Genomic DNA, 22,813 nt, shown 5'->3' on the forward strand with positions numbered 1-22,813 from the left:
ATGACCACGCGGACGCCCTACCTCGCGAGTGGGCCGTCGCTGGCCGCTTCCTCTCCGCCCCTCCCCGGGGCGCGTTTCGAGGCTGTCGCTCGGCGGGCGCAGCAGGAGGTGCGTCCCGGCCTCGTTCTCGCCCTCCTCTACGCTTGCGGTCTGGCTGTGGCCCGCGCCATCGACGTTACCGAGGACGGCCCCGTCATGCTGCTCTTCGGGGCGGCCTACTCCGCAACGGTCACGGTCTCGGCCCTCCTCCGCCCTCGCTGGTACCTGCCGCTGGTGGTAGCTTACCTGCCCTTCAGCAAGGTCTACCCCCTTCCCGTGGCCGGAATCGCCGGCGCCAACTTGACCAACTTGCTGCTTGTGCTCGGACCCGTCGCTTGGTTATCCAGCCGTTTCCAGGGCCGACCTGACCTCCGCGCCAAGTTGCCTGACTTGCTGGCGGTGCTTTTCGTGGCTGTGGCATCGCTGAGCCTGCTCCCCGCCTACGCGGCCGGGCCCGGCCTTGGGGAACTCGTCCAGACCTATCGCGCCTGGCTTGCGCCCGTGCTGTTCTTCTTTATGGCGCGAGGGCTTGCGCGCGATCGAGAGGATATCCGCGCTGTGCTCCAGGTCATGGCCTGGACCACCCTCCTAGTCGCGGCCGACACCTGGAGGGCGGGGCTGGAGCGCTCGAGTCGGGGCAGCATCGACGCCGCCCGTGTTCCGGGCCTGATGGTGCAGGCCAATTCCATGGGCGCGTTTCTCGCCTATTACGGGGTCCCCCTTCTCGCCTTCGCAATGAATGCGCGACCCCGCCGCCGGGCCCTGGCCTACTTCGCTTCCTTCGCCTTCGCCGTCCGGGCGACGCTCTACACCTTTTCGCGCGGAGCCTATCTAGCCCTGGCCGCGGGCGCGGGAACCGTATTGGCTTTCACGAGCCCGGTGCTCCTGGCCACCGCGGGTGGAGGGGGAGCCGTGACCCTCCTAGCTTTTCCTTCCTTGATCCCCGAGAGCGTTCGCGAGCGCCTCGCCGACACTACCGCGGAGCGTTCGGTGCCCTCGGCGTTTGAAGGGGAGAACGCGACGGTCAGCCTGGACCGCAGCAGCGCCCACCGCCTGGTCCTCTGGCGCGGCGCCGCGCAGATGATCGCAGATCACCCCCTCACCGGCGTAGGCCTGGGCCGTTTCCAAGAGCTCATCGGCTATTACACGGAGTACCCGCTGCGGAGGAGTGATCCCCACGACGCTCACAATGCCTTCATCCTTCTGGCCGCGGAGACGGGCCTGCCCACTCTCGCCCTCCTTCTCTTGCTCTTTCTCGCCTGGTCCTTGATCGCCCTAAAGCTCCGCTTCCGACGCCGACACCCGGTCGACCGCGGCCTTGCCCTGGCCTTCCTGGGCAGCCTGGTTGCCGTGGTGGTGAGCTCCTTGCTGGGCTCGCGCTTCTCCGACGAGGCTCTCGTGGGGTGGTTCTGGATCCTGGCGGCCTTGGTCGTTGTTGCGGGTCGCCTTCGTGATCCTTTTCGGCCCGCACGCCGGGCGGCATGACGGGCGCGGCTCCGATCAAACGGACGGTGGCCTGGAGCCTCCTCCGCTCCGGGGCTCTGCGCCTCCATCGCTCCCATTTCGAGAAGGGGCGGGCCATACTCCTCGCCTATCATCGCGTGAACGACGAGCGGGACCCCTTCTTCCCTTCCCTGCCCCGAAGTGATTTTGCCGCCCAGGTCGATTACATCGCCTCCCGTTATCGCGTGGAGCCCCTGGACGCAGTCGTCGCCTGGCTGGCCGATGGAGCACCGGGGCCTTCCCGCGTGGCCATAACCATCGACGACGGGTATCCCGACACGTTCGAGGTCGTGCTACCCATCCTCGAAGGCCGCGGCCTACCCGCTACTCTGTTCCTTGCCACCGGTCCCCCGGAGACGGGCGAGCCCCTTTGGATCGACCGGATAAGGTGGGTGCTCAAGCACGCTCGGGCCACCGTGCTCGACGTTCCCGCCCTCGGTCTGCCTTCCTCGGGCCTGGGCCGGCCGAGCGCGCGCCTGGAGTTGCTCGCCCGCCTGCTCCGGCAGCTCAAGGCCTTGGGCCCGAAGGACGTGGAGGACGCGGTTGCCACCCTGGAGGCCGCCCTGCAGCCACAGGGCCCGCCCCTCCGCCTCCTCCGCTGGCCGGAGGTCCGGCGGATGACCGAGGGAGGGATCAGTCTCGCCGGCCACACCCATCGGCACTACATGCTCTCCCGGCTCGATGAAGGCAAGCAGGAGGACGAGATCACGACCTGCCTGCGGCTGATCGAGGAACGGGCCGGCCGCCAAGTCACGAGCTTCGCCTATCCCAACGGCGACCCGGAAGACTACGACGGGCGCACGATTGCCATTTTACGGCGCCTTGGCTTGCGCTGCGCGGTCACCTGCCGCAGGGGCCTGGCCCGCCCCGGCCAGGACCCCTTCCAGCTTCCCCGCCTTTATACCAACGAGCCGAGCCTCGCGCTCTTCGCCGCTCGCCTCGCAGGCCTCGGCCAAGAGGAGCGCGGGCGAGTAGAGGTCTCGTGATGCGCGGCTTGGGCGGAGGGACCGTCGCCCGCGCCATGATCGTGGTCTCCGCGTCCTCGGGCGCCGCCCTTCTGGTTGGCTTCTTCAAGAATGTCCTCGCCGCCTACTACTTCGGGACTTCGGGGGGTATGGATGCCTACCTTGTGGCGCTGCTCCTCCCGGATCTGGCCATGCAGCTCGCGCGCACGGGCGCGTTCAACTTCATCCCACTCTTCGCGGCCCAACGGGCCCGCTCCGAGGATGAGGCCTGGCGCGACGCGGGAAGGATGCTCAGTTATTGGCTGCTGCTGCTCTCGGGATCGCTGCTCATTGCCTATCTGGTATCGCCGGGGGCTATGTCACTGCTCGCCCCTGGGTTTAGCGAGGCGCGACGCACCCAGACGCTGGAGCTGACCCGAGTGCTCCTGCTCATGAGTGCCTCCCTGGGAGCGGGGCGCATCCTGGGCGTGGTGCTCCATGCAGAGCGGCGCTTTGCGGCGGTGGGGCTCTCCGAGATCGCCTTCCAGGCAGGCTCCACGGCTTTTCTGGTCGTTCATCATTGGATGGGGGTGGAGGCGCTCGCCCTCGCCCAGGTCTTCGGCGGCTTGTTGCAGTTCCTCGTAGTGACGGTAGCCCTTCTCCGGCGCCGGAACCGCCTCAAGGCCGGCCTCGATCTCACGAGCGCCCCGGTTCGGCGGCTGATCCGCCTCTCCCTGCCCGTCTATCTCGGCGACTCCGGCGACAAGCTCAACCTCATAGTCATGCGGGCCTTCGCCTCCCTCCTCCCCGTGGGCGCCGTCTCCGGGCTGCAGTATGCGTTCACTCCTGTCGAGGCGCTGCACCGCCTGCTCGTAGGCCCCCTGACCACCGCATTCTTTCCCTTCCTGTCCAGCCGCTTCGCGGAGCCCAACCAGCAACAGGCGAGGGTGAGCCTCGGCCGAGCTCTGCTGACTGCGGTCATGGTCTTCCTGCCTCTGGCGGCAGTCGTTTGGCTTGTGGCCGATCCCTTGGTGGTTGTGCTCTTCGAGCGCGGATCCTTCGACGTGCGCTCGACCAGCGTTACCGCCTCTGCACTCCGTCTCTTTGCGCCCTCTGTTTTCGCTTTGGCTCTAAATGAGCTCGTCGGCTCCGCCTTTCATGCCCGTCAGGACACCCTCACGCCCATGCGGGCGGGATTCGCCCGGGTGGCTTGCAACGCGATACTCTGCGCCACCCTCACCCCCTGGATGGGACACCGCGGCATTGCCCTCGCCACCACTCTCTCCCTGTACTTCAAGCTGCTCGTGCTGGCCTTCTGCCTACGTGGAGTGTTCACCCCGAGCGAGACGCGCCGGCATCTGCGTTCGCTCTACGGGGTGGTTTTCGCGGTAGGGGCCATGACGCTAACGGTCTACCCGGTCGCCGCCTTCAGCTCGACGCCGGCCGTGCTCGAGGGCTACGCCCTGCCCGCCGCCGTGGTCCTCGGTTTGCTCTGCCTCGGCGTCTACACAGCGGCTCTTTGGCTCTTCGCCCGCCGTCAGCTGCTCGTGCAACTCGCCTTCCTGCACCGAGCCCTGCGCCGCCCGGCCCGCCTCCCGCTCCCGGTCGCGGGCGCCTCCAGGAAGCCCACGGCCGTCGCTGAGCAATCCCCCATATGACGACTGGTCGGCGCATCCTGCGACGGGCCCTCGTCCGTACATTCGCCCTGGCCGGCACGGGAGAGTCGGGCCTGCGCATCCTGACCTATCACCGGGTAAACGACGGCCATCCCCACGATCGCCTCAGCGTCACTTCTCGGGCCTTCACTGATCAGATGGATGCCCTTGCGAGCTCAGGCCGGCCCGTGCTCCCCCTTGCGCACGCGCTCCCCGCGTTGGGGGGGGCGGCTCCCCTACCCGCGGGCGCCGTAGCCCTCACTTTTGATGACGGCTTCGAGGACAACTATTCCACCGCTCTGCCCATCCTCCACCGCTTCGGCTTCACCGCGACGTTTTTCATCGTCACCGGCGCCATAGGCGGGACGGAAACGCTGGATCGGTACCGGGGCTGCTGCGCTGCCGATCGGATGCTCGACTGGGAGCAGGTCCTCTCTCTGCGCGCGCGGGGTCACACCATCGGCGGCCACGGCCGCACGCACCGCGAGCTAACGCGCGTGACCGCAGCGGAGTTGCGGGAAGAGGCCGAGGGTTGCCGGCGCGACATCGACGAACGCACCGGGGAGTCCCCCCGCTTGTTCTGCTACCCGCGGGGCCAGGAGTCGGTAGGTGTGAGACAGGTCGTGGCCGCGGCGGGGTTCGAGGCGGCCTGCACGGTGCGCCCGGGGGTCAACCCTCCGGGGACCGAGCCGTTTGTGCTCCGCCGCACGGAGATCTCTGGCGACGACACAAGCGAGGACTTCCGGCTCAAGCTGGAGGGCGGCTTCGACACCTGGCATCGCTTCTGGCAACGAGCGCAGGCCGCGTGGGCCCCGTGAACCGGTCGACCCTGCGCTTTCCCTTGGTGCTGGTCGGGATCTTGACCGCGGGCTCGATTCTTGTCGCCGCGGTCGCCGGACGCCTTAAGACGGTTCGGGCGCGGCGGGCTCAACCATCAGGTTCTCAGAACGGGGCCCAGGCCCCGCCTCCCCCGCCTCCGGAGACTCGCTCGTCGACCCCGGCGGGCTTGGGCCTTTGGGTCCTAAGGGACTCGGTAAAGGTGCGGCCGGGCGATGGCCTCGGGGAACCACAGGCGGTCGGGGCGCCGGTGCGGCTCCAAGGCGCGCGTGGCGAGACCGTGGCCTTCCAGGTGGCACTGGCCTCCGAGAGGGGCAGCCCAAGGGTGGAGGTCGAGCTTAGCGATCTGGCGGGACAGGGCAGCCGACTCCCCCGCCGCCAGTTCGCCGCCTTCTTGGAGACCTACCTCTACTGTCCCGCAGTGGAAGGTAAGCTGGTCGCCCTCCCCCCCGGGGAGTACCCGGATCCCCTGGTGCCGCTCTGGGAAGACGCGCCGGGCAGCCGTCCCGTGGCCGCCCCGTTTTCCCTCATTCCCCGCCGCAACCAGGTTCTCTGGATCGATCTCGAGGTCCCACGCGGTGCAGCGGCCGGGAGCTATGCCGGCACCCTCACCTTCCGCGCGGAGGGACAGCCTCTGGCTGTGTTGCGGATCGAGCTACAGGTGCTCCCCTTCGAGATCCCCGCCCGCCCCTCGCTGGCAGCCTGGGTGCCCCTCTACGCGACCCGCCTCTGGGAGCGCGAGGGCCTTGCCCCCCTTCCCGCACCCGAGCGCCAGGGGGTCCTCGCGGCTTACTTCCGCATGGCCCACGCTCACCGCTTCGCCACCCAAATCATGGAAGAGCAGCCGGAGCTACGATGGGACGAGAAGACGGGCGCTCTCCTCTCTGTGGCCTGGGCCGACTATGACTCCCGCTACGGATCTAGCCTCGATGGCTCTCTATTCACGGACCGGGAGCCGCCCCGCCTGTGGAAGGTTGGGGGCTTTGTCTGGTGGGGAGCCCGCACCGGCGATCCGCCCAACTTCGGCGGCGACTACCGGCGAGACTCGGCCCTCACCCCCGCCCACCGCCGCGCCCTGATCGAGTATGCCCGCATCTGCGCCCAACACTTTCGCGAGAAGGGCTGGACGCGACCCCAGCTGTTCATGTACATGATCGACGAGCCGAAGTTCCGAGAGTACCCTGGCACACCGCGGCTCGTGAAGGACTACGGGGATGCCCTCCACGCGTCGGGCACGCCCATCCGGCACTTGGTGACGATCGCCCCGCACGACAGCCCGGTCCCCGTGGGTGCGGTGGACATCTGGGCGACCTGGGGGGCGGGTTACCGCCCGCGGGAGATGGGCGCGCGGCAGTCACGCGGCGAGCAGGCCTGGTTCTACCAGCAGCACGAACCATTCGTGGGCGGCCACTGCTTGAACAATGAGGGCCTCGGCCTCCGCAGCTGGCCCTGGATCGCCGAGCGCTACGCCGTCGACGGGATCTTCCTCTGGGTCGGGAACTTCTGGGACCAAGATCCGTATCGAAGTGTCTACAACTGGGACGATGGCCTCCTCGGGAATGGCGTGCTCTTCTACCCGGGAGCCATGCTCCCCTCCGTTGGCTTCCCGGCGGTGCGCGGCCCCGTTCCCTCCTTCCGCATGAAGGCGCTTCGTCGCGGCCTTCTCGACTACGAGTACCTGGCCCTGCTGAGGGCCCTCGGCGGCGATCCCGGCCCCCTTGTGCGCCGCGTGATCCGCTCCGCCCTCAACGAGAAGGAGTACGACCCCTACTGGGATCACCCGCTCTGGGCCAAGCCGGGGGACTGGAGCCACAACCCCGCCGATTGGGATGCGGCGCGGGAGGAGGTGGCGCGCGACATCGTGCTCCGGAAGGCGCAATGAGGCCCCCCCGCGCCGCCATCCTCATGTATCACCGGGTCAGCGAGACGGGCGCCGAACCGGAGGAGGGCGACTATGCCCTCCCGAGCGCGCTCTTCGAGGCCCAAATACGGCTTCTGGCCGCGGAGGGGCGAGCGGTGGTGCCTCTGGTCTCGCTCGCGCAGGGGCCCTACCCGGACGGGGCGGTCGTCCTCACCTTCGACGATGGCTGTGACACGGACGCCATGATCGCAGCGCCATTGCTCCGCACGCTAGGTTTTCCGGCCGCCTTCTTCGTAAACCCCGCGCGGGTCGGACAAGCCGGCCGCCTCTCCTGGGATCAGCTCCGCGGCCTGGCCGCGGATGGGTTTGCGATCGGGTCGCATGGCCTGGACCACACACTACTCGACCACGTTTCCGCCCCTGAGCTGCAGCGGCAGCTCGTGGACTCGAAACAGCGCCTTCAGGAGTGCTTGCGTCAGCCCGTCGATGCCCTGTCCTTGCCCGGCGGCCGCGGCGGACGGCGCGCGTGGCGCATGGCGAACGCCGCGGGCTACCGCTGGGTGCTGGGATCCCGCCCGGGTCTCGTGCGCGGGGCGGCGGGGGCCGGCATACTACCTCGCTTCCCCCTGCGGCGGGCCCACGGCCTGGCCGGGTTCTCGGCCGCGGTCGGGCAGCGGCCCTCCTTCCTCCTCCGGCAGCTGCTGCGGCATCAGGCGACGCATGTCACTCGGGCGCTCCTATCCGCGCGAGCCTATGATAGCCTGCGCCGCCTCTGGCTCGCGCGCTTCCATCCCACGGGGAGGGCTTGAGAGGTGGGGCTCGTGTTCTGGATCGCAGCCGCGCTCGTTCTCTACGCCTACCTCGGCTACCCCATCCTCATTACCGTCATGGCCCGACTATGGCCGGCGCCCGCGGTCTCTAAGCAGGACGTCACCCCCGCCCTCTCCCTCCTGATCATCGTCCACAACGAGGAGGCCTACCTCGAAGACAAGCTCCGCAATGCGCTTGCCCTCGACTACCCGAAGCACAAGCTCGAGATACTGGTCGTCTCCGATGGCTCCACGGACGGCACGGAAGCCATTGCCGTCAGCTTTGCGGCGGCGGGCGTTCGGCTCCTGTGCCTCGCCGGACCCCGTGGCAAGGCGGCCTGCCTCAACGAAGCAGTGCCCCGCGCCAGTGGCGATTTCGTAGTATTCACGGACGCCCGCCAGCCTCTCGCCCCGGATGCCGTGCGTCACCTCGTTGGCTACTTTGCCGACCCCTCGGTGGGCGCAGTGGGCGGCGAACTCCACCTGCTCACCCCTGCCGGCGTGCCCACCGAGGGGGTGGCGCTCTACTGGAGGTACGAGAAACTCATCCGTCGCGCAGAGAGCCGGTTCGACTCCACGGTGGGCGTAACGGGGGCCCTCTATGCGTTGCGCAGGGACCTGTTCGTGCCCCTCGATCCCCGAACGATTCTGGATGACGTCGCCCTGCCCATGGAGGTCGTGCTGGCCGGGCACCGGGTGCTCTTCGCCCCGGAGGCGCGAGCCTGGGACCGCATGGCCGAGAGCCCGGCCCGCGAGTTTCAACGCAAGGTCCGCACCCTGGCCGGAAACTTTCAGCTTCTCGCCCTGCGTCCCGTGCTTCTACACCCCGTGCGCGACCGTCTCCTCTGGCAGCTTCTCTCCCACAAGGTCCTGCGCCTCGCGGTGCCTTGGTGCCTGCTCGTCCTCTTCCTAGCCAGCGCACAGCTCTCCTTTTCGGGCAGTGCCTTCTACCGGCTCGCGTTTGGCGCCCAAGTGCTCTTCTATCTCCTTGCCGCTGCCGGCGGACGTAAGGCCCGGGCGCGGAGCCCTCTGCGCCTGACCCTCCTTCCCTACACCCTCGCGCTGCTGAACCTGGCCGCCGCTCGCGGCCTGGTTGGCTTTCTCCGCGGCACGGAGACCGCGGTCTGGAAGAGTTCTTCATGAACACTTCCCGCATCGCCTATATCCTCTCCAGGTTCCCTTGCTACGACGAGGTGTTCCTGCTCCGCGAGATCCACGCCGTGGCCGCGCGGCTCGATACCTGGATCTTTACCTTGCGCTCCTCCCATGAACCCGTAGTCCACGATGAGGCCCGCGCCCTCCTCCCGCGTACGCTCTACGTCGCCTTTCTGGTGTCTCCCCGCATTTTGCGGGCGCACGCGCTTTTGCTCCGGCGCCGACCTCGGCGCTACCTGGCCGCGCTGGCTCGCCTCGTGGCCGGCAACTGGCGAAGCCCCGAGTTTCTGCTCAAGAACCTCGCCTTCTTTCCCAAGGCCGTGTGGCTCGCCCAGTGGGCGATCGAAAACGGAGTCACCCACGTGCACGCCGGCTGGGCGACCTACGCAGCCTCGGTCGCCCACGTGGTCTCCGGGATCTCTGGCGTACCCTTCAGCTTCTCCGGCCACGCCCACGACATCTATCTCAACACCACCCACCTCGCCGAAAAGATCCGGCACGCCGCTTTCGTCACCACCTGCACCGTCGCCAACGCCGTGCACCTCCGCGGGCTCGCTCCCGAGTGCCCATCCGCACACCTCGCCGTGATCCACCACGGCATCCGAGTCTCCGACTTCCGCCAAGCGCGGGAGGGGGATGAGCCGCTGCATATCCTTTCCGTAGGCACCCTCAACCCCCACAAGGGATTCGCATACCTGATCGATGCCCTTGCCCGTCTGGCCGGGGAGGGCCACAAGTTCCACTGTACGATCGTGGGCGGGGGACCCCTGGACGCGACCCTGCGTGCCCAGCTGACGGGCGCCCGCCTAGACGATCGCGTCACCATGACTGGGCCCCTCAAGCACGCAGACGTGCTCCCCCACTACTCCCGCGCGTCCGTCTTCGTCCTGATGGCCCAACCGGAGTGGCACTGGGGGATCCCCAATGTCCTCATCGAGGCCCTGGCCGCCCGTTGCGCCGTGATCACCACCCGCTTTGGATCGGTGGAGGAGCTGGTGAAGGACGGAGAGACTGGACTGCTCGTGCCACCCCGCGATTCCGCCGCGCTGGCGGAGGCCATCCGCGGCCTCGCCGAAAACCAGGCGCTCCGCCGGCGGCTCGCCGAAGCCGGTCATCGGGTCGTGGCATCGGAGTTCGATCTCGAGAGGGCCACGGAGGAGTACGTTCGGCGCTTCCAGGGCCTGCCCGCATGAGCCTGCGTCCCATCCGGGTCGCCTTTCTGATCGACAAGCTGCACCGGGCGGGGGCCCAGGTCCACCTGGGCCAGCTCGTCTCCCGCCTCGATCGCGGTGCCTTTACACCCGAGGTCGTCTGCCTCCTCGGCGGCGGCCCGGTGGCGGATGAGCTACGCGAAAATGGGGTGAGGGTGGAGGTTCTGAGTCTCGGTCGACTCTACAGCCCCCGCGGCATGCTCGGCCTGCCGCGCCTGGCTCGGCGCTTGCGCGCCTCAAAGCCTGACGTGCTTCACACCTACCTGACGAGCGCGAACATATATGGCGCGCTAGCCGGACGGCTCGCCGGAGTGGGCGCGGTGGTGACCTCCCGCCGGGACACCGGCTTCTCACGCAATTGGAGGCTCCGGCTCGTCGAAGAATGCCTCATCAACCCCTTCGTGGACCGAGTGACCGCGGTCTGCCCCGCCGTCGCCACCGCAACCCGGGGGGAAAGGGGCCTTCGCAACGGGCAAATAGTAACGATACCGAACGGAGTGGACCTGACGAGGTTCGATCCCGAGCGCCACTCCCGGGCCGAGGCTCGCCACCGATGGGGCCTTCGCCCTGAGCAGGAAGCGGTGGGCGCGATCGGGAACCTCCTGCCTGCTAAGGGGCATGCCGACTTGCTCAAGGCCGCGGCGCTCGTGGTGGCGCAGAGGCCCGACACGCATTTCTTCCTGGTGGGCGATGGTCCCCTGCGACCCGACCTCGAGGCCCTTGCCGACCAACTGGGCATCCGCGGACGCGTGGTCTTCACGGGACCCCTTCAGGATGTGTCCTCCGTCCTGGCCATGCTGGACGTCGTGGTCCTACCCTCCCACCACGAAGGCCTCTCCAACGTTCTGCTCGAGTCCATGGCCATGGCACGGCCCGTGGTAGCGACCGCCGCGGGTGGGAATCCCGATGTGGTTCGCGATGGGGTAAACGGTCGCCTGGTCCCGACCCGCGACCCCCAGGCCCTTGCTGCGGCGATCCTCGCTCTCCTCGAGGATTCCCCCGCGGCGGCATCCCTGGGGCGCGAAGCGCGGCGCTTGGTTGGGCGCGAATTCAGCCTGGAACGCATGGTTGCCGGCTATGAGGTCTTCTACCGCGACCTCGTGGAGTCGCGGCGGGCCGCCTCCGCGCCCTCCTCGTAGAGCTGCTCGTGGGCCGCCACCATGCGCGCGACCGTGAAGAGCTCCTCCACCCGGCGATGCGCCGCCTCCCGGATCGCGGCCGCCCGGGCCCGGTCCCCGAGGAGCCCGATGAGCGCCTCTGCCAACGCGTCGGGCTGTCCGGGCGGCACCAGGAGACCGGTCCGGCCATCGGTTATCAGCTCCGGGGTGCCTCCGACCTCGGTGGCGATCACGGGCACCCCAGCTGCCATTGCCTCCAGCATGGCCATCGAGAGCCCTTCCCGTACCGACGAGAAGAGCACGGCGTCCAGACCCGCCAGCAGTTCCGAGACGTCCGTGCGCAGGCCGGCGAACACCACGCGTCTCTCCAGGCCGAGCCGTCGAGCCTCGCCCTCCAACTCGGACCGCAGGGGGCCGTCGCCGACCACGAGGCCGCGCAGGGCGGGGACGCGCAGCGCGGCCCGGGCCAGGGCCTGCAGGAAGACCTCCGGTGCCTTGGCGGGCACGAGCCGACCGATCAGCGCCACCACCGGCTCTTCCGCTCCCAGACCGAGGTCCCGCCAAGCCGGGCCGCGGTGCCGCGAGGGGGCGGCACGGATCTCCACCCCGTTGTAGATGACCTGCCACCGCCCACGACCGACCCCGTGGCCCTCGTAGAACTCCCGCACCTCTTGCGAGACCGCCACCAGGCGGGTAGTGGCGAGGGCCAGGGCGCGGTCGATCATGAAGTGATGCACCCTCTTCCAGGAGTCAACGTTGTGCTCGGTGGTCACGACCACGGGAATCCGGGCCCAGAGCCCGGCCAGCCGCCCCCAAAAGTTCGCTCCCCAGAGATGCGTGTGGACCGTCTGCACTCCGCGGGAGGAGAGGAGCCGGGCGAGCCGGTGAGCCGCCCCGCCGTCGAGGGGGCCCCGCTTGCCGAGGGAGACGACCTCGATCCCCGCCTTCTCGGCCTGGGTCGCGAAGGGCCCCGGCTCGTCAAGGCAGCAGATGAGGGGCTCGAAGCGTCGGCGGTCGAGCCCCGCGGCCAGGCGAATCACGACCTGCTCCGCCCCCCCGAGCCCGAGCGACCAGATCGCGTAGGCGACCCTGATCAAGGCCGGGCCTTCCTTTCCCGCGCGGTCCGGCCGCTTGGGCGAACGAGGCCTTGAGAGTGAGGGCCTGGCGCGCGAACCTCGCCTTGGCCGCCTTCGGCGCGGCCGCGGCCCTCGGCTTGGGCGAGATCGTCGCCCGCGTTGCCCCCCCGCTCGCCCGCAAAGCAGCCGCGCGCCAGGCCGTCCTGGAGCGCCAATTCGAGGTCCACCCACGGGGGCTTTATCACCTGGACGACCAGTCGTTCTGGACGCTCACCCCCGGCTTTTCTGGGCGCTTTGTGCGCCCCTACTTTGACATTGAAGTGCGGGCTAACAGCAAGGGGCTGCGGGACCGCGAGTACTCCGCCAAGAGCTCCGGGATCTTCCGGACCCTCGGGCTCGGGGATTCTTTTGCCTTCGGGTGGGGTGTTCCCCTGGAGGCCAGCTTCTTCAAACGGCTGGAGCTGCTTCTGAACGGAGCCCCCACCGGAAGGGTCCATGAAGTGGTGAACGCGGGGATTCCCGGCTATGGCACCTACGAGGCTCTCCGCCTCCTGACCTCCGTGGGCCTCGGCTACGAATCGGACCTCGTGATTCTCGCCTTCTACGAGGGCAACGATTACCTGAACAACGCCGATGCCCCCCGAAGACGCGCGATCGTCGACGGCTACCTGAGCGACGCCCCGTCCTGGGAGCGTTCGGGCCTCACTCGATTTGCCCTCCGCCACAGCGCGCTTTTTGCGGTCCTGGATGGGCAGTGGTCGGGAGTGGGGGAGAAGCGTGCCTTCCGTGCCTCGGTTGAGAAGACCAAGCGCTACCTCCTGGAGATGCGAAGGGTGCTCGCGGTGCGGAACACACCGCTCGTGCTCGTGTTCATCCCCGATCAAGATGCGGAGGCCTACGCTCGATCGCCGCTCTTGCGGCTCTCGGACCGGCTCCTGCGGGGCGAGGAATTCTTCGGCCAGCGCGCCGAGCTGGAGGCATTCTGCCGCGATCAGGGGATCGGGTTCTGCCGCCTGTCCGTGGCATTCGAGGACCGCCCCGAGTCTCCCCGCCTGCGACTTTCGTCCATGGATAGCCATCTCAACGCGCGCGGGCACCGTCTGGCGGCGGAGGAGATCCACGCCTGGCTCTCCGCTCATCCTTGGGCCCTGGAGGGGAAGATGCCCCCTCCCGGGGGCCCGCCCTAGAGCGCCTCCCGAGCGGCCACGTGGCAAGCCCAGTCGGCGAGAAGGGCCACAAGCCGCTGCTGGGCCGCGGCCGGGGTGAAGACGTGGTCCGTGCGCGTGATCACCTCGAGCTGTGCCCTCCCCCGCGCCATCGCCTTCCGGACCTCCCGGCGCAGAAGAGTCCGGTAGTTGTGGTAGGCGGGGCTCTCCGCGGAGTACACGAGGCAGAGATCGACCCCCCGCTCGGTGAGCCTCCGGAGCTGCGCCAGAACCTCCTCCCGGGAAGGAACGACGGCCTCTGTGATCACGGATTGTGCCCCAGGCACGGGATCGGCTTCCCCACTCGCCCTCGTCCGCTCCCTGAGCATTTCCCAGAGCTCGCTCCGCCCGCGGAGCAGGCGCCACCAGGCGAGGGGGTTCAGGATCTTCCGTCGATAGGAGTAAAGAAGGAACCCGGGAGCGGGAATGCCATACGGTTCGATGAGGGCCGTACCCACCACCCGCTCGTCGAGTCCAGCTGCGCGGAGGGCATTGTCGGCGCCGGAGCAGATGCCGATCAGAAGGAATGATTGTGCCCCCCGCGAGCTAGCGAGGAGGTCCATCCCCTGGCGCGTTTCCGCCACTGCCGACTCCACAAATGGCGTGGGGTCGCGGCGGGAGCGGCTGTCACCCAGGCCGGAAAAGTCGAAGCGCATCGAGACGAAGCCATGGCGCGCCAGCTCGCGAGCGAGGCGCACGTGGATGCGGTTGGGACCCACTCGGTGCAAGACGCCGGCGTTCAGGAAGATGACGGCGGGTCGCTCCCGCCCGAGCGCCCCAGAGGGTTCGGTGATCACGGCTACCAAGGACTTCTCTTCGCCAAAAAGGAGCGCCCCTTCTTTCACGTGCAGGCGCCCTCCAGCCAGGTGGTAACGGCACTGAGGAGCTGAGCGGGCACGAAAGCCCGGCCCATCCCTTCGGCGGGCAGCCATACCGGTGCGGGCGGGAAGCGCTGATGTTCCACTCCCGCCGCTCCTCTCCAGAGAGGCGGCTCGCCTTCCCCATCCCCACTGTTGACCACCAGCACGCGGCGGGCGGGTCCGTGGGCGAGACCCAGGAGGCCCACTCTCTCGAGGTCAGCCGCCAGTTCATCGCGCAGGGGAAACCCCAGCGCCTCGTTGGGCTGGGCGATCGCGCCCGGGGCGTGCTCGTGCGTCCAGGCCTCATGCGTTTCTCGTAGCTCGCGCAGGTAGGCGGCACCTTGGACCACGGGGTCCCAGAGCACGAGGGCTTCCACACCTCCGAGGCGAGCCGCGCAGAGGCCGGCCAGCGTCCCCCCTAGGCGCAGGCCGATCAAGGCCACCCTGGAGAGGCCCGTAGACTCGCGAAGCTCCGCCACCGCGGCCACGGTGTCGGCAAGCCACTCCTCCCAGCGAGCCTCTTCCCCTTCCCCCGCTGAGTCCCCGCAGCCGTGATAGTCGAAGCGCAACGCGGGCAGCCCCGCCTCGGCGAGGCGCTCCCCTAGCTCGCGGAGCGAGCGATGCGCGCGTAGGTACTCCTGCCCGAAGGGAGCACAGACGACCACACCCGTGCGCCGGCTGGAGCTGCGTGGCGCGTGATAGACCCCGAAGAGGGGCCGAGCGGAGTCTCCGAAATAGAAGGGTTGCACCGAGGAACGGGGCGAGCAAGAACCCGCAACGGCGAGGCTAACACGGAAGACTGGGCCTGTCCACGCGGGCAGGAGCAGACGGCCCGGTGCGGATATGCTTGCGGTCCCGGCCCCCTGCGCCTGAAGAGGGGCGGCGACCGCGCCGCCCCCGCGGGCTCAGGGCGAGAACGTGAACACGGCACTCGCGGAAGCGAGCACATCCCCGGGTTCGAAAAGGTTGTCAAGCAGCGAGCCGGGACGCACCGCGGCCAGGACCCAGGCGTACGTTCCCGGCGTCTCACTGCCCGTCCAGGTGTAGGTGAGAAATGGCTGGTTGAGCTGGAAGGGTGCAGAAAGGTCGACGCCCGCGGCGACCGGAACCAGGCTCGAAGGCTGGGAGAGCCGCCCCCGCTTGGGCCCCTGGGGGGTGAGAAGCACCACCTGGTCGCCGTCCGGAAGCACCTCGAAAAGCAGGAGGTCCACCTGCGCGGCCCGCCCGATGTTCGTGATCGACAGCGACGCGCTGAGGGAGCTCTTCGTCGCGTAGCGGGACTTGTCGGTGGACACCCCGAGGCGGAGCCCAAGGTCGGAGGGCAGTTCCAGGACGTAGGTGTCCACACTAAACCCGTTGCCCCAGTCGCTTCCGAAGATGGCCCGCGTGCCGCTCGGGCTCGCGACTACATGCGGCTCCGCCCAGTAGTTGTTGCTGAGGTGGGTGTTGTTGTTGCCAAAGCTCCGGTGGTGGGCAGCGCGGCAGACCCGACCGGTGTTCGTATCCGCTATGACGATCTCGTTGTCGAGGACACCCGCCCCCGAGGGGTTGCCCACGATCGACAGGAATACCCAGCCTGGGTTTCGGTAGTCGAGGGCGGAGACGTGTGTCCCCGACGGTGGGTACGGATAGCCCGTCGACGGCCCGACCACCACTCGGGAGCTACCGTCGGTCAGGTCGAAGCTCACGAGGGAGCCTAACCCGCTCCCCGCTGGTCCGGGATCGAAGGCCACGGTCTCGTACGTGTCGTGGCCGTTGGTCATCTGCCCCTGGGACGCGTGCTCGTAAGGACTTGCCAGGTCCAACTTCCGCTGCACGTTCAGACCCGGGTCCAGGACCCAGCCATCCATGACTACCCTCGCTCCGCTGGCCGAGGCCTGCGGAGCATCGAGGGTCGTCGTCCCCATGCCGGTGACGGCGTCGCTTCCGATCTGGTAGACAAAGACCGTGGAGTCACACTTGAGACCGATCGTGTTGGAGTCCCAGGAGGTAAACATCGGGTCACTTCCACCACTGATGGGCCCTGAGCAAAAGTTGAACGAATGCACCGTTTCCCGCGTGTCACTCGACACGTGGTAGCGCAGGAGGCTCTTGCCGCTCAAGTAGAAAAGCACGTCCGGGTCGGTGGTGTGCCAGTACACCTGCTCGATGTCGTTGGGGGCGATGTCGAGGGAGCGCAGGAAGCGGTAGGAACGGCCATCGTAGAGCTCATGGCCACGACCCACGTGGTAGAGGAGTAGCCGCGACTCGTCCGCGTTCCACGCCGAGATGGTCGAATAGATGGGCACGATTGCGGCGTCCGAGCCGGGCACGCTGCCCGCGGCCGTGATCCGGCGGACCGTCCCTCCGAACTCCGGATCCACAACGGTCTGGCCCACGGCGGGCTGGGTGAGCGAGCTCAGGGGATGCGGGAGCTTATCAAGAACGAGCCCTTGACACAGATCGGATGGGGCCGCGGGTGGGGCGGTGAAGGCCAGGCTCGAGAGCCCTAGGGCCAGGTGAAGGGACTGGCGCAAATACTTCATGTTGCCTTGGGTTCCTATCGAAGGCGCTGGCCGAGACGAGGTCGGCCAGCAGGTCACCGTCGCGGCGCGAGGCGCGACGGCACCTCCACCCGGCTCTGACGACGCCGCTTCGGCCCGCAGCCTCGCGCCTCAGTGAGGGAAGCCGAGACGGCGCACCGACGGCCCATCCCCTTGGGCGGGAGGGCTCCCGCCGAGGGACGGCCTATTGTCCTTGGGCTAGGGGGGCCCGGACAGTGAGGGCCCTCACAGTGTGAGGGCCCTCACAGAGGCCGGCAATCGCTCAGATCACTTCGACTTGCTCGCGGCCTGCTGGGGCGGAAGCCGCCGCGGCCAGACGCTGGTGCAGGAGAGCGGTCAGTGCCTCAACTGTCGTGGAGTCGAACAGCTTGCCGATCGGCACGTCGACCTCCAGGTTGGTGCGGATCTGGTTGCGAAGCTGGACCGCCATCAGGGAGTCGAAGCCCAGCTCGAGGAGGGTGAGCTCACTGTCCACCTGGGCGGGATCGCTGTAGCCCAGGATCTTGGCCACACGCTCCCGAACGTAGGCTGACAGCACCTCCTGACGGTTCGCGGCCTCTGCCGCCCTCACCTTGGGTAGAATGCCCTTCACCTCTTCGCCCGCAACGACCCGCTCGCCCTTGGGAGCGAGACGCTCCAGGTAAGGCGGGGCCGTGCCTTCGGCCACTTCCTTGAAGAACTTGTCCCAGTTGATCGGCATGACGCCGACCTGGGCCCGACCCTCGGCGATCAGGTCACCCAGCACCTGGACCGCCTGCGCCGGGTCGATCGGCCCCAAACCGCGGTCCCGGAGCGCCTTGCGGCGGAACTCGGGCAGTGTCGCGGCCATTCCGACCTCCGCCCAGGTTCCCCAGTTGACGGCCAAGCCCTTGAGCCCTTCGCGGACGCGGCAGTGGGCGACCGCGTCCTTGAAGGCGTTGCCCGCTGCGTAGCTCGCCTGCGCCACGGAGCCCAAGAGAGATGCGGCCGAAGAGAAACACACGAAGAAGTCGAGGGGCAGGTCGCGGGTGAGAACGTGGAGGTTCCAGCTCCCGGCCATCTTGGTGTCCAGCACCTCGACAAAGTGCTCCCAGGTCTCGTCCAGCAGCACCCCGCCGATCCCGATACCCGCGGCATTTATGACTCCCCGCAACGGCGGTAGTGTCGCGGCCACCTGATCAAACACGGCCTTCATGTCACTCTCGTTCGCCACGTCCGCAGGCATCACAACAACCTGAGCGCCCTGGGCCTCGAGGGCCCGGATCTCCTCCCGAGCCGACTCCCTCGCGCCCCGACGGCTGGTCAACACGAGGTACCGGGCCCCTTCGTTGGCCAGCCAGGCCGCTGCTTTCAGGCCAAGGCCTCCGGTGCCTCCGGCGATCAAGTAGGATGCGTCGGGACGAATCTCGGTACGCCGGCGCTCCGGCCGCGGGCGACGCGTGAGGCGGGGCACGAATCGTTCACGCTGGCGGTAGGCGGCATGGAACTCGCCGTCCGGTCCGGCGAGCTCGCCGAGGATGGCCGCTACCTTCGCCTCCTTGGAACCAGCCTCCACGTCCACCATGCCTCCCCACAACTCGGGGTTTTCATCCAGGAGCGCCTTGCCCAGGCCGAAGAGTGGAGCTTGAGCTATCTGGACGGGGCCCTGACCCAAGGCCTGAGCCTGCTCGGTCACAAGCCACAGCCGTGGCTTCGCGAGCCCCTCTACCCCAGCTAGGGCCTGCACTAGGTGAATGGCGCTAGCGCATCCGAGCACCTGGGCCTCGCGAAGCGAGGCCAGGCTCAGCTCATCGACGGGAGCGGCGTCGAGGCTCCAGAGGTGCACGGCACCGCGGAATGTGGCATTTCCCTGCTCCTTAAGGAGCCGGAAGAAGTCCTCCCGCCGCGCCGGGTTCACCGTGAAGCGGTCGGTCTCGACCCGGCTGAACGCCGACCCTCGGGCCACGATCACGGTCTTCTCGCCGGCCTCCCGGAGGCGCCGGGCGAGCTCCGCCCCGACGCCACCCGCATCCGCCAGGATGAGCCAGTTTCCGGGCTGGCCGTTGCTCTTCCATGGTTGGGTGCGGTTCTTCCTTACCCATTCCACCTCGTAGCAGCCGTGCGGGATGGAGACTTCGGAATAGGGCGTTGGGGCCTCCAGCACCGGCCGGTTCAACCGCCTCAATTCCTCGACCGAGATGTCCGAACGCTTCTCGCACGTAATTAACGCGTAGAGCGCCAGGCCTTGCGCGTGCATCTTTCCCAGCCGGTCGTAGGATTTCAGGCCACGGAGAAACTCCTTGGAGCCTCCCTTGGCTTCGAGCTTGGCAAGGTTTTGGTCAAAGTCCGGGTCGTGGAGGAAGTACGACATCTCCCGGCTGATGTCGACCAAGTCCACGCAAAGCAACTGGCTCTCGGAGAGCAGTTCCACCCACTCCTCGGTCGTCGGGAAGTAGGAGGAGATGGCGTCGTAGTCGATGCTGAAGCCGGTCCTGGAGATGAAATCGGCCATCACCAGCTGACCCCTCTCGGTGAGGTGCCGGCCGATGTGGCCGAAGAGGGCAGGCTTGTCGGGGACGTGGTGGGCAACCTCGAACCCGAAGGCGAGCTCGTACATCCCCGGGAACTCGTCCTTGGTACTGTCGCAGTTGAAGATGCGGACGCGGTTTGCGAGGCCGAGTCGCTCGGCTTTCTTCTGCCCTACTTTCATCTGCTCGACCGATAGCGTGTAGCCCGTCCCCTCGATGTGGGGGTACCTAAGGCCCAAGGTGCAGAGGTCAGAGGCGTAGCCACATCCGAAATCGAGGACACGTTTCACCTGGGCAAAGTTCACCTTACGGAACACAGCCTCGCGGAGGTCCTGTTGCGCCTCCAAGGTGAGCTTCGCCCACCCGGGACGGCTCTCGCCGTCGACCATGGCCAGCACCCAGGAGTATCCGGGGAGAACCGCCGGCAGAGGGGCAAAGGTCAGGTAAGCCTCTGTTGTCTCTTCGAGCGCCGCTGCCTCTACATCCGGGTTGAGGTTACGGAAGTTGTCGTAGTAGTTTCCGACCACGGCTTTGTAGGCGCCGTTTTCGGGGTTGACACGGCGCTCGTACTCCTCCGCGAACACCTCGAGGAGCCGACCTAGCAGTCGTGCCTCGTCGTCCGAGAAGCGCCCGCTCCTCTTCACCTCCTCCACGATCCTGCCCTTCTCTCTCTCTTCGAGAAGGTCCTGAAGCCAACTACCGTCTCCCCGCCGGCCGTTCGGGATCGCATCCACGAAATAGCGCTGCCCCTTGTGCGGGTAAGTCGGCATGCCGATCTTCCTGCGGCCATACCCAGCGTCGAAGGCATCCCAGTCGACGCCAACCCCGCGCACGAACAACTCGCCGAGGGTTAGGAGGATGCGTTCCCAGTCATCCTGGCCCGGGGAAAGCGTGGGAAGGAAGGCTCCGCTGCCCGGAGGCAAGCAGGCTTCGCTGATCCTCGCCAGAGTCGGCTTGGGACCGACTTCGACGAAGAGCTCGCAGCCGAGGCGATGAAGAGCCGCTATCCCGTCTGCGAAGCGCACCGGCTTCTGGATGTGGCGGACCCAATGGTCGGGCCCCGTCAACTCGTCCCCCGCCACGGCTCCGGTCAGATTCGAGACGAGCGGGATCCGGGGCTTGTAATAGGTGATCCCTCGCGCCACCCGCGTGAACTCCTCGAGCATAGGGTCCATGAGTGGCGAATGGAAGGCGTGCGAAACCTTGAGCGGTCGCGTCTCGACCCCCTCGGCCTCGAACGCGCGGGCGATCCCCTCCACCACTTCTGTGCGCCCGGAGATGACGACGTTTCCGGGCCCGTTAAGGGTGGCGATGGACACATCCTTCCGATAAGGCTCGACCGCACGCGCTACCCGTGGCTCGTCGGCCAGGATGGCGACCATGGTCCCCTCGCGGGGCAGGGCGCCCATGAGTCGGCCCCGCTCCGCGATGAGCCGAAGACCATCCTCCAGGCTAAAGACGCCGGCCACGCAGGCCGCCACGTCCTCGCCCGCGCTGTGGCCGATCACGAAGTCGGGCTCGATGCCCCAGGATTTCCAGGTCTCGCAGACGCTGTACTCTAGGGCGAACAAGGCGGGCTGGGCGAAAGTCGTGTCGTCAATGGGCGAGGTCACGCCGGGCGCTGGATAGATCACGTCCAGGATCCTTCGGCCCATGATGGGCCGCAGGATCTCGTCGCAATGGTCCATTGCCCGACGGAATGCCGGTTGGCACTCGTACAGCCCCCGTCCCATCTGGACATACTGGGCACCTTGCCCGGTGAAGAGGAACCCCACTAAGGGACGGCCGCTCGACTTGGCCTTTCCGCTCACGACACCGGGGGTATCCTTTCCCTCACCCAGGGCGCGCAACTTCGTCCGCAGATCCTCGAGCGAGGAGCCGACCACGGCAAGACGCTCTCGGTACTTCGAGCGGCCGGTGGCGGCGGTGAAGCAGGCGTCGCCTACGTTCAGTTCCGGGTGTTTCGCGAAGTGGTCGGCGTAGGACTTGCCAAAGCGCTGGACGGCTTCCCTGTCCTTGGCGGAAGCCACGAGCACATGTCGCGGACGCTCGCGATTAACGGCGCGCGGCCTCTCCATGGGCGGCGCCTCCCCCACCACCAAGTGCGCGTTGGTCCCGCTCACACCAAAGGAGCTCACGCTGGCGTAGCGCGCCCGGTCGCCCCGCGCCCAGGGAGTGAGCTTCGTGACCACCTTGACGGGCAGGGAGTCCCAGGGAATACCTGGATTTGGGGTGCGAAAATGGAGGTTCGGAGGCAGCGCCTCGTGCTGAAGGGCGAGCACGACCTTGATCAAACCCGCGATCCCAGCCGCAGACTCGAGGTGGGCGATGTTCGTCTTGACCGTGCCCAGCAGCAGAGGGTTCTCCGGGCTTCGTCCCTGGCTGTAGGCGTTGCCGAGAGCAATCACCTCGATGGGATCGCCCACGGTGGTGCCAGTGCCGTGCGCTTCGCAGTAGGCCACCTCTGCAGGCTCGATCCCTGCCTGGAGGAGCGCTCTCCTCGCGGCCGCCTCTTGGGCGGGGCCATTGGGCACCGCGATACCGCTCGTCTTCCCGTCCTGGGTCACGGCAGAGCCGTAGATCACGGCTTGGATGCGGTCCCCGTCACGGAGGGCGTCTGAGAGCCTCTTGAGCAAGACCGCCCCCGCCCCCTCTCCGCGGCCGAACCCATCCGCCGAGGCGTCGAAGGCCTTGCAGCGGCCGTCGGATGAGAGCACCTGCAGGCCGGAGAAGCACACGTAGTTCTCAGGCCCCAGGATGGCGTTGACCCCTCCCGCCAAGGCCATATCACAGGCCCCACTTCGCAAGCTCTGCACGGCCAGGTCCACTGCTACCAGCGAGGCCGAGCATGCGGTGTCGAGGGATAGGCTTGGTCCCTTGAGGCCCAGCCCGTAGGAGATGCTGCCCGAGGCCAGGCTGTGGAGGTTGCCGCCCACCACATTGCCATCGAGCGCCGCAAGCGGCCTCGAGGCCAGGCGCTGCCAGTACTCGACGCTCCAGACTCCTACGAAGACTCCGGTGATACTCCCGTCGAGGCTAGCCGGGGCGATCCCGGCATCTTCGATGGCCGCCCAGCACACAGCCCCAAAGAGCCGGTGCTGTGGGTCGACGGAAACGGCGTTCTTCGGAGCGACCCCCGCGAACACGGCGTCGAAGAGCTCGATGTCCTTGACGAAGGCGCCGTAGCGCGTGTGGGTCTTACCCGGAGTTCCGGGCACGGGGTTGTAGTACTGATCGATGTCGAAACGCTCCCGTGGGACCACGGTGACCGCGTCCACGCCGTCGCGCATCAGCTCCCAGAACTTCTCGGGGTCGGTAGCCTCGCCGGGCATGTTGCACCCCATCCCGATGATCGCGATGGGCTCGTGCTGCCGTCGCTCCGTGGCCTCGAGCCGCGCCTTCAGCTCCTCCGCCTCCAGCAACGCCTTCTTGAGGGCTGTAAGGTCGGTTGGATTCATTTCGCTCATGCTAACCACTCCAGTTATACGAGGCGCCCAAGCGGCAACGCCTC

General features: G+C 67.7%; 15 protein-coding genes. 10 read left to right on the top strand and 5 right to left on the bottom strand.

What is annotated here, in order from left to right:
* From VN461_23165 to VN461_23205, 9 genes are all read left to right on the top strand, one after another.
* Entirely contained in the window at nt 1–1,524 is a 1,524-nt protein-coding gene (locus VN461_23165) for an O-antigen ligase family protein (protein HXB57680.1), read from the top strand.
* Nucleotides 1,521–2,528 (top strand): polysaccharide deacetylase family protein, encoded by a 1,008-nt coding sequence (locus tag VN461_23170; protein HXB57681.1) that lies wholly within the window; start codon nt 1,521–1,523, stop codon nt 2,526–2,528. Before VN461_23165 ends, VN461_23170 begins: the two co-directional genes overlap by 4 nt.
* Nucleotides 2,528–4,144 carry a lipid II flippase MurJ gene (locus VN461_23175; protein HXB57682.1) on the top strand — a complete coding sequence of 539 codons (1,617 nt, stop codon included), beginning with the start codon at nt 2,528–2,530 and terminating at the stop codon, nt 4,142–4,144. The genes VN461_23170 and VN461_23175 overlap by 1 nt, the downstream gene beginning before the upstream one ends.
* Nucleotides 4,141–4,959: a polysaccharide deacetylase family protein gene (locus VN461_23180; GenBank protein HXB57683.1), complete on the top strand. Its 819-nt coding sequence runs from the start codon at nt 4,141–4,143 to the stop codon at nt 4,957–4,959. Before VN461_23175 ends, VN461_23180 begins: the two co-directional genes overlap by 4 nt.
* Nucleotides 4,960–5,228: 269 nt before the next feature.
* Complete coding sequence (locus VN461_23185; GenBank protein HXB57684.1) at nt 5,229–6,860, top strand: glycoside hydrolase domain-containing protein; 1,632 nt, start codon at nt 5,229–5,231, stop codon at nt 6,858–6,860.
* Nucleotides 6,857–7,648 (top strand): polysaccharide deacetylase family protein, encoded by a 792-nt coding sequence (locus VN461_23190; protein ID HXB57685.1) that lies wholly within the window; start codon nt 6,857–6,859, stop codon nt 7,646–7,648. The genes VN461_23185 and VN461_23190 overlap by 4 nt, the downstream gene beginning before the upstream one ends.
* Before the next feature lie 3 nt (nt 7,649–7,651).
* The gene (locus VN461_23195) at nt 7,652–8,791 is read left to right on the top strand and encodes a glycosyltransferase family 2 protein (GenBank protein ID HXB57686.1); all 1,140 of its coding nucleotides are present in this window, start codon (nt 7,652–7,654) and stop codon (nt 8,789–8,791) included.
* A complete protein-coding gene (locus VN461_23200; GenBank protein ID HXB57687.1) occupies nt 8,788–9,996 on the top strand; it encodes a glycosyltransferase in 1,209 nt (402 codons plus the stop codon). The genes VN461_23195 and VN461_23200 overlap by 4 nt, the downstream gene beginning before the upstream one ends.
* The gene (locus VN461_23205) at nt 9,993–11,153 is read left to right on the top strand and encodes a glycosyltransferase (GenBank protein HXB57688.1); all 1,161 of its coding nucleotides are present in this window, start codon (nt 9,993–9,995) and stop codon (nt 11,151–11,153) included. The genes VN461_23200 and VN461_23205 overlap by 4 nt, the downstream gene beginning before the upstream one ends.
* Here VN461_23205 and pelF read toward each other — a convergent pair.
* Entirely contained in the window at nt 11,102–12,229 is a 1,128-nt protein-coding gene (gene pelF, locus VN461_23210; GenBank protein ID HXB57689.1) for a GT4 family glycosyltransferase PelF, read from the bottom strand. The genes VN461_23205 and pelF overlap by 52 nt on opposite strands.
* 56 nt (nt 12,230–12,285) lie before the next feature.
* Between pelF and VN461_23215 the strand changes: the two genes are divergently transcribed.
* Nucleotides 12,286–13,395 (top strand): SGNH/GDSL hydrolase family protein, encoded by a 1,110-nt coding sequence (locus VN461_23215; protein ID HXB57690.1) that lies wholly within the window; start codon nt 12,286–12,288, stop codon nt 13,393–13,395.
* Here VN461_23215 and VN461_23220 read toward each other — a convergent pair.
* The 4 genes from VN461_23220 to VN461_23235 all read right to left on the bottom strand — a co-directional run bounded on the left by VN461_23220 (nt 13,392) and on the right by VN461_23235 (nt 22,769).
* Nucleotides 13,392–14,258 carry an alpha/beta fold hydrolase gene (locus tag VN461_23220; protein HXB57691.1) on the bottom strand — a complete coding sequence of 289 codons (867 nt, stop codon included), beginning with the start codon at nt 14,256–14,258 and terminating at the stop codon, nt 13,392–13,394. The genes VN461_23215 and VN461_23220 overlap by 4 nt on opposite strands.
* A complete protein-coding gene (locus VN461_23225; protein ID HXB57692.1) occupies nt 14,255–14,938 on the bottom strand; it encodes an alpha/beta hydrolase in 684 nt (227 codons plus the stop codon). Before VN461_23225 ends, VN461_23220 begins: the two co-directional genes overlap by 4 nt.
* Before the next feature lie 240 nt (nt 14,939–15,178).
* On the bottom strand, nt 15,179–16,798 hold the full coding sequence (locus VN461_23230; GenBank protein ID HXB57693.1) for a hypothetical protein: 1,620 nt from the start codon (nt 16,796–16,798) through the stop codon (nt 15,179–15,181).
* A gap of 280 nt (nt 16,799–17,078) precedes the next feature.
* Complete coding sequence (locus tag VN461_23235) at nt 17,079–22,769, bottom strand: type I polyketide synthase (GenBank protein ID HXB57694.1); 5,691 nt, start codon at nt 22,767–22,769, stop codon at nt 17,079–17,081.
* Between the last annotated feature and the right edge of the window lie 44 nt (nt 22,770–22,813).

It is taken from the genome of Vicinamibacteria bacterium (assembly GCA_035570235.1).
Lineage (GTDB): Bacteria > Acidobacteriota > Vicinamibacteria > Fen-336 > Fen-336 > DATMML01.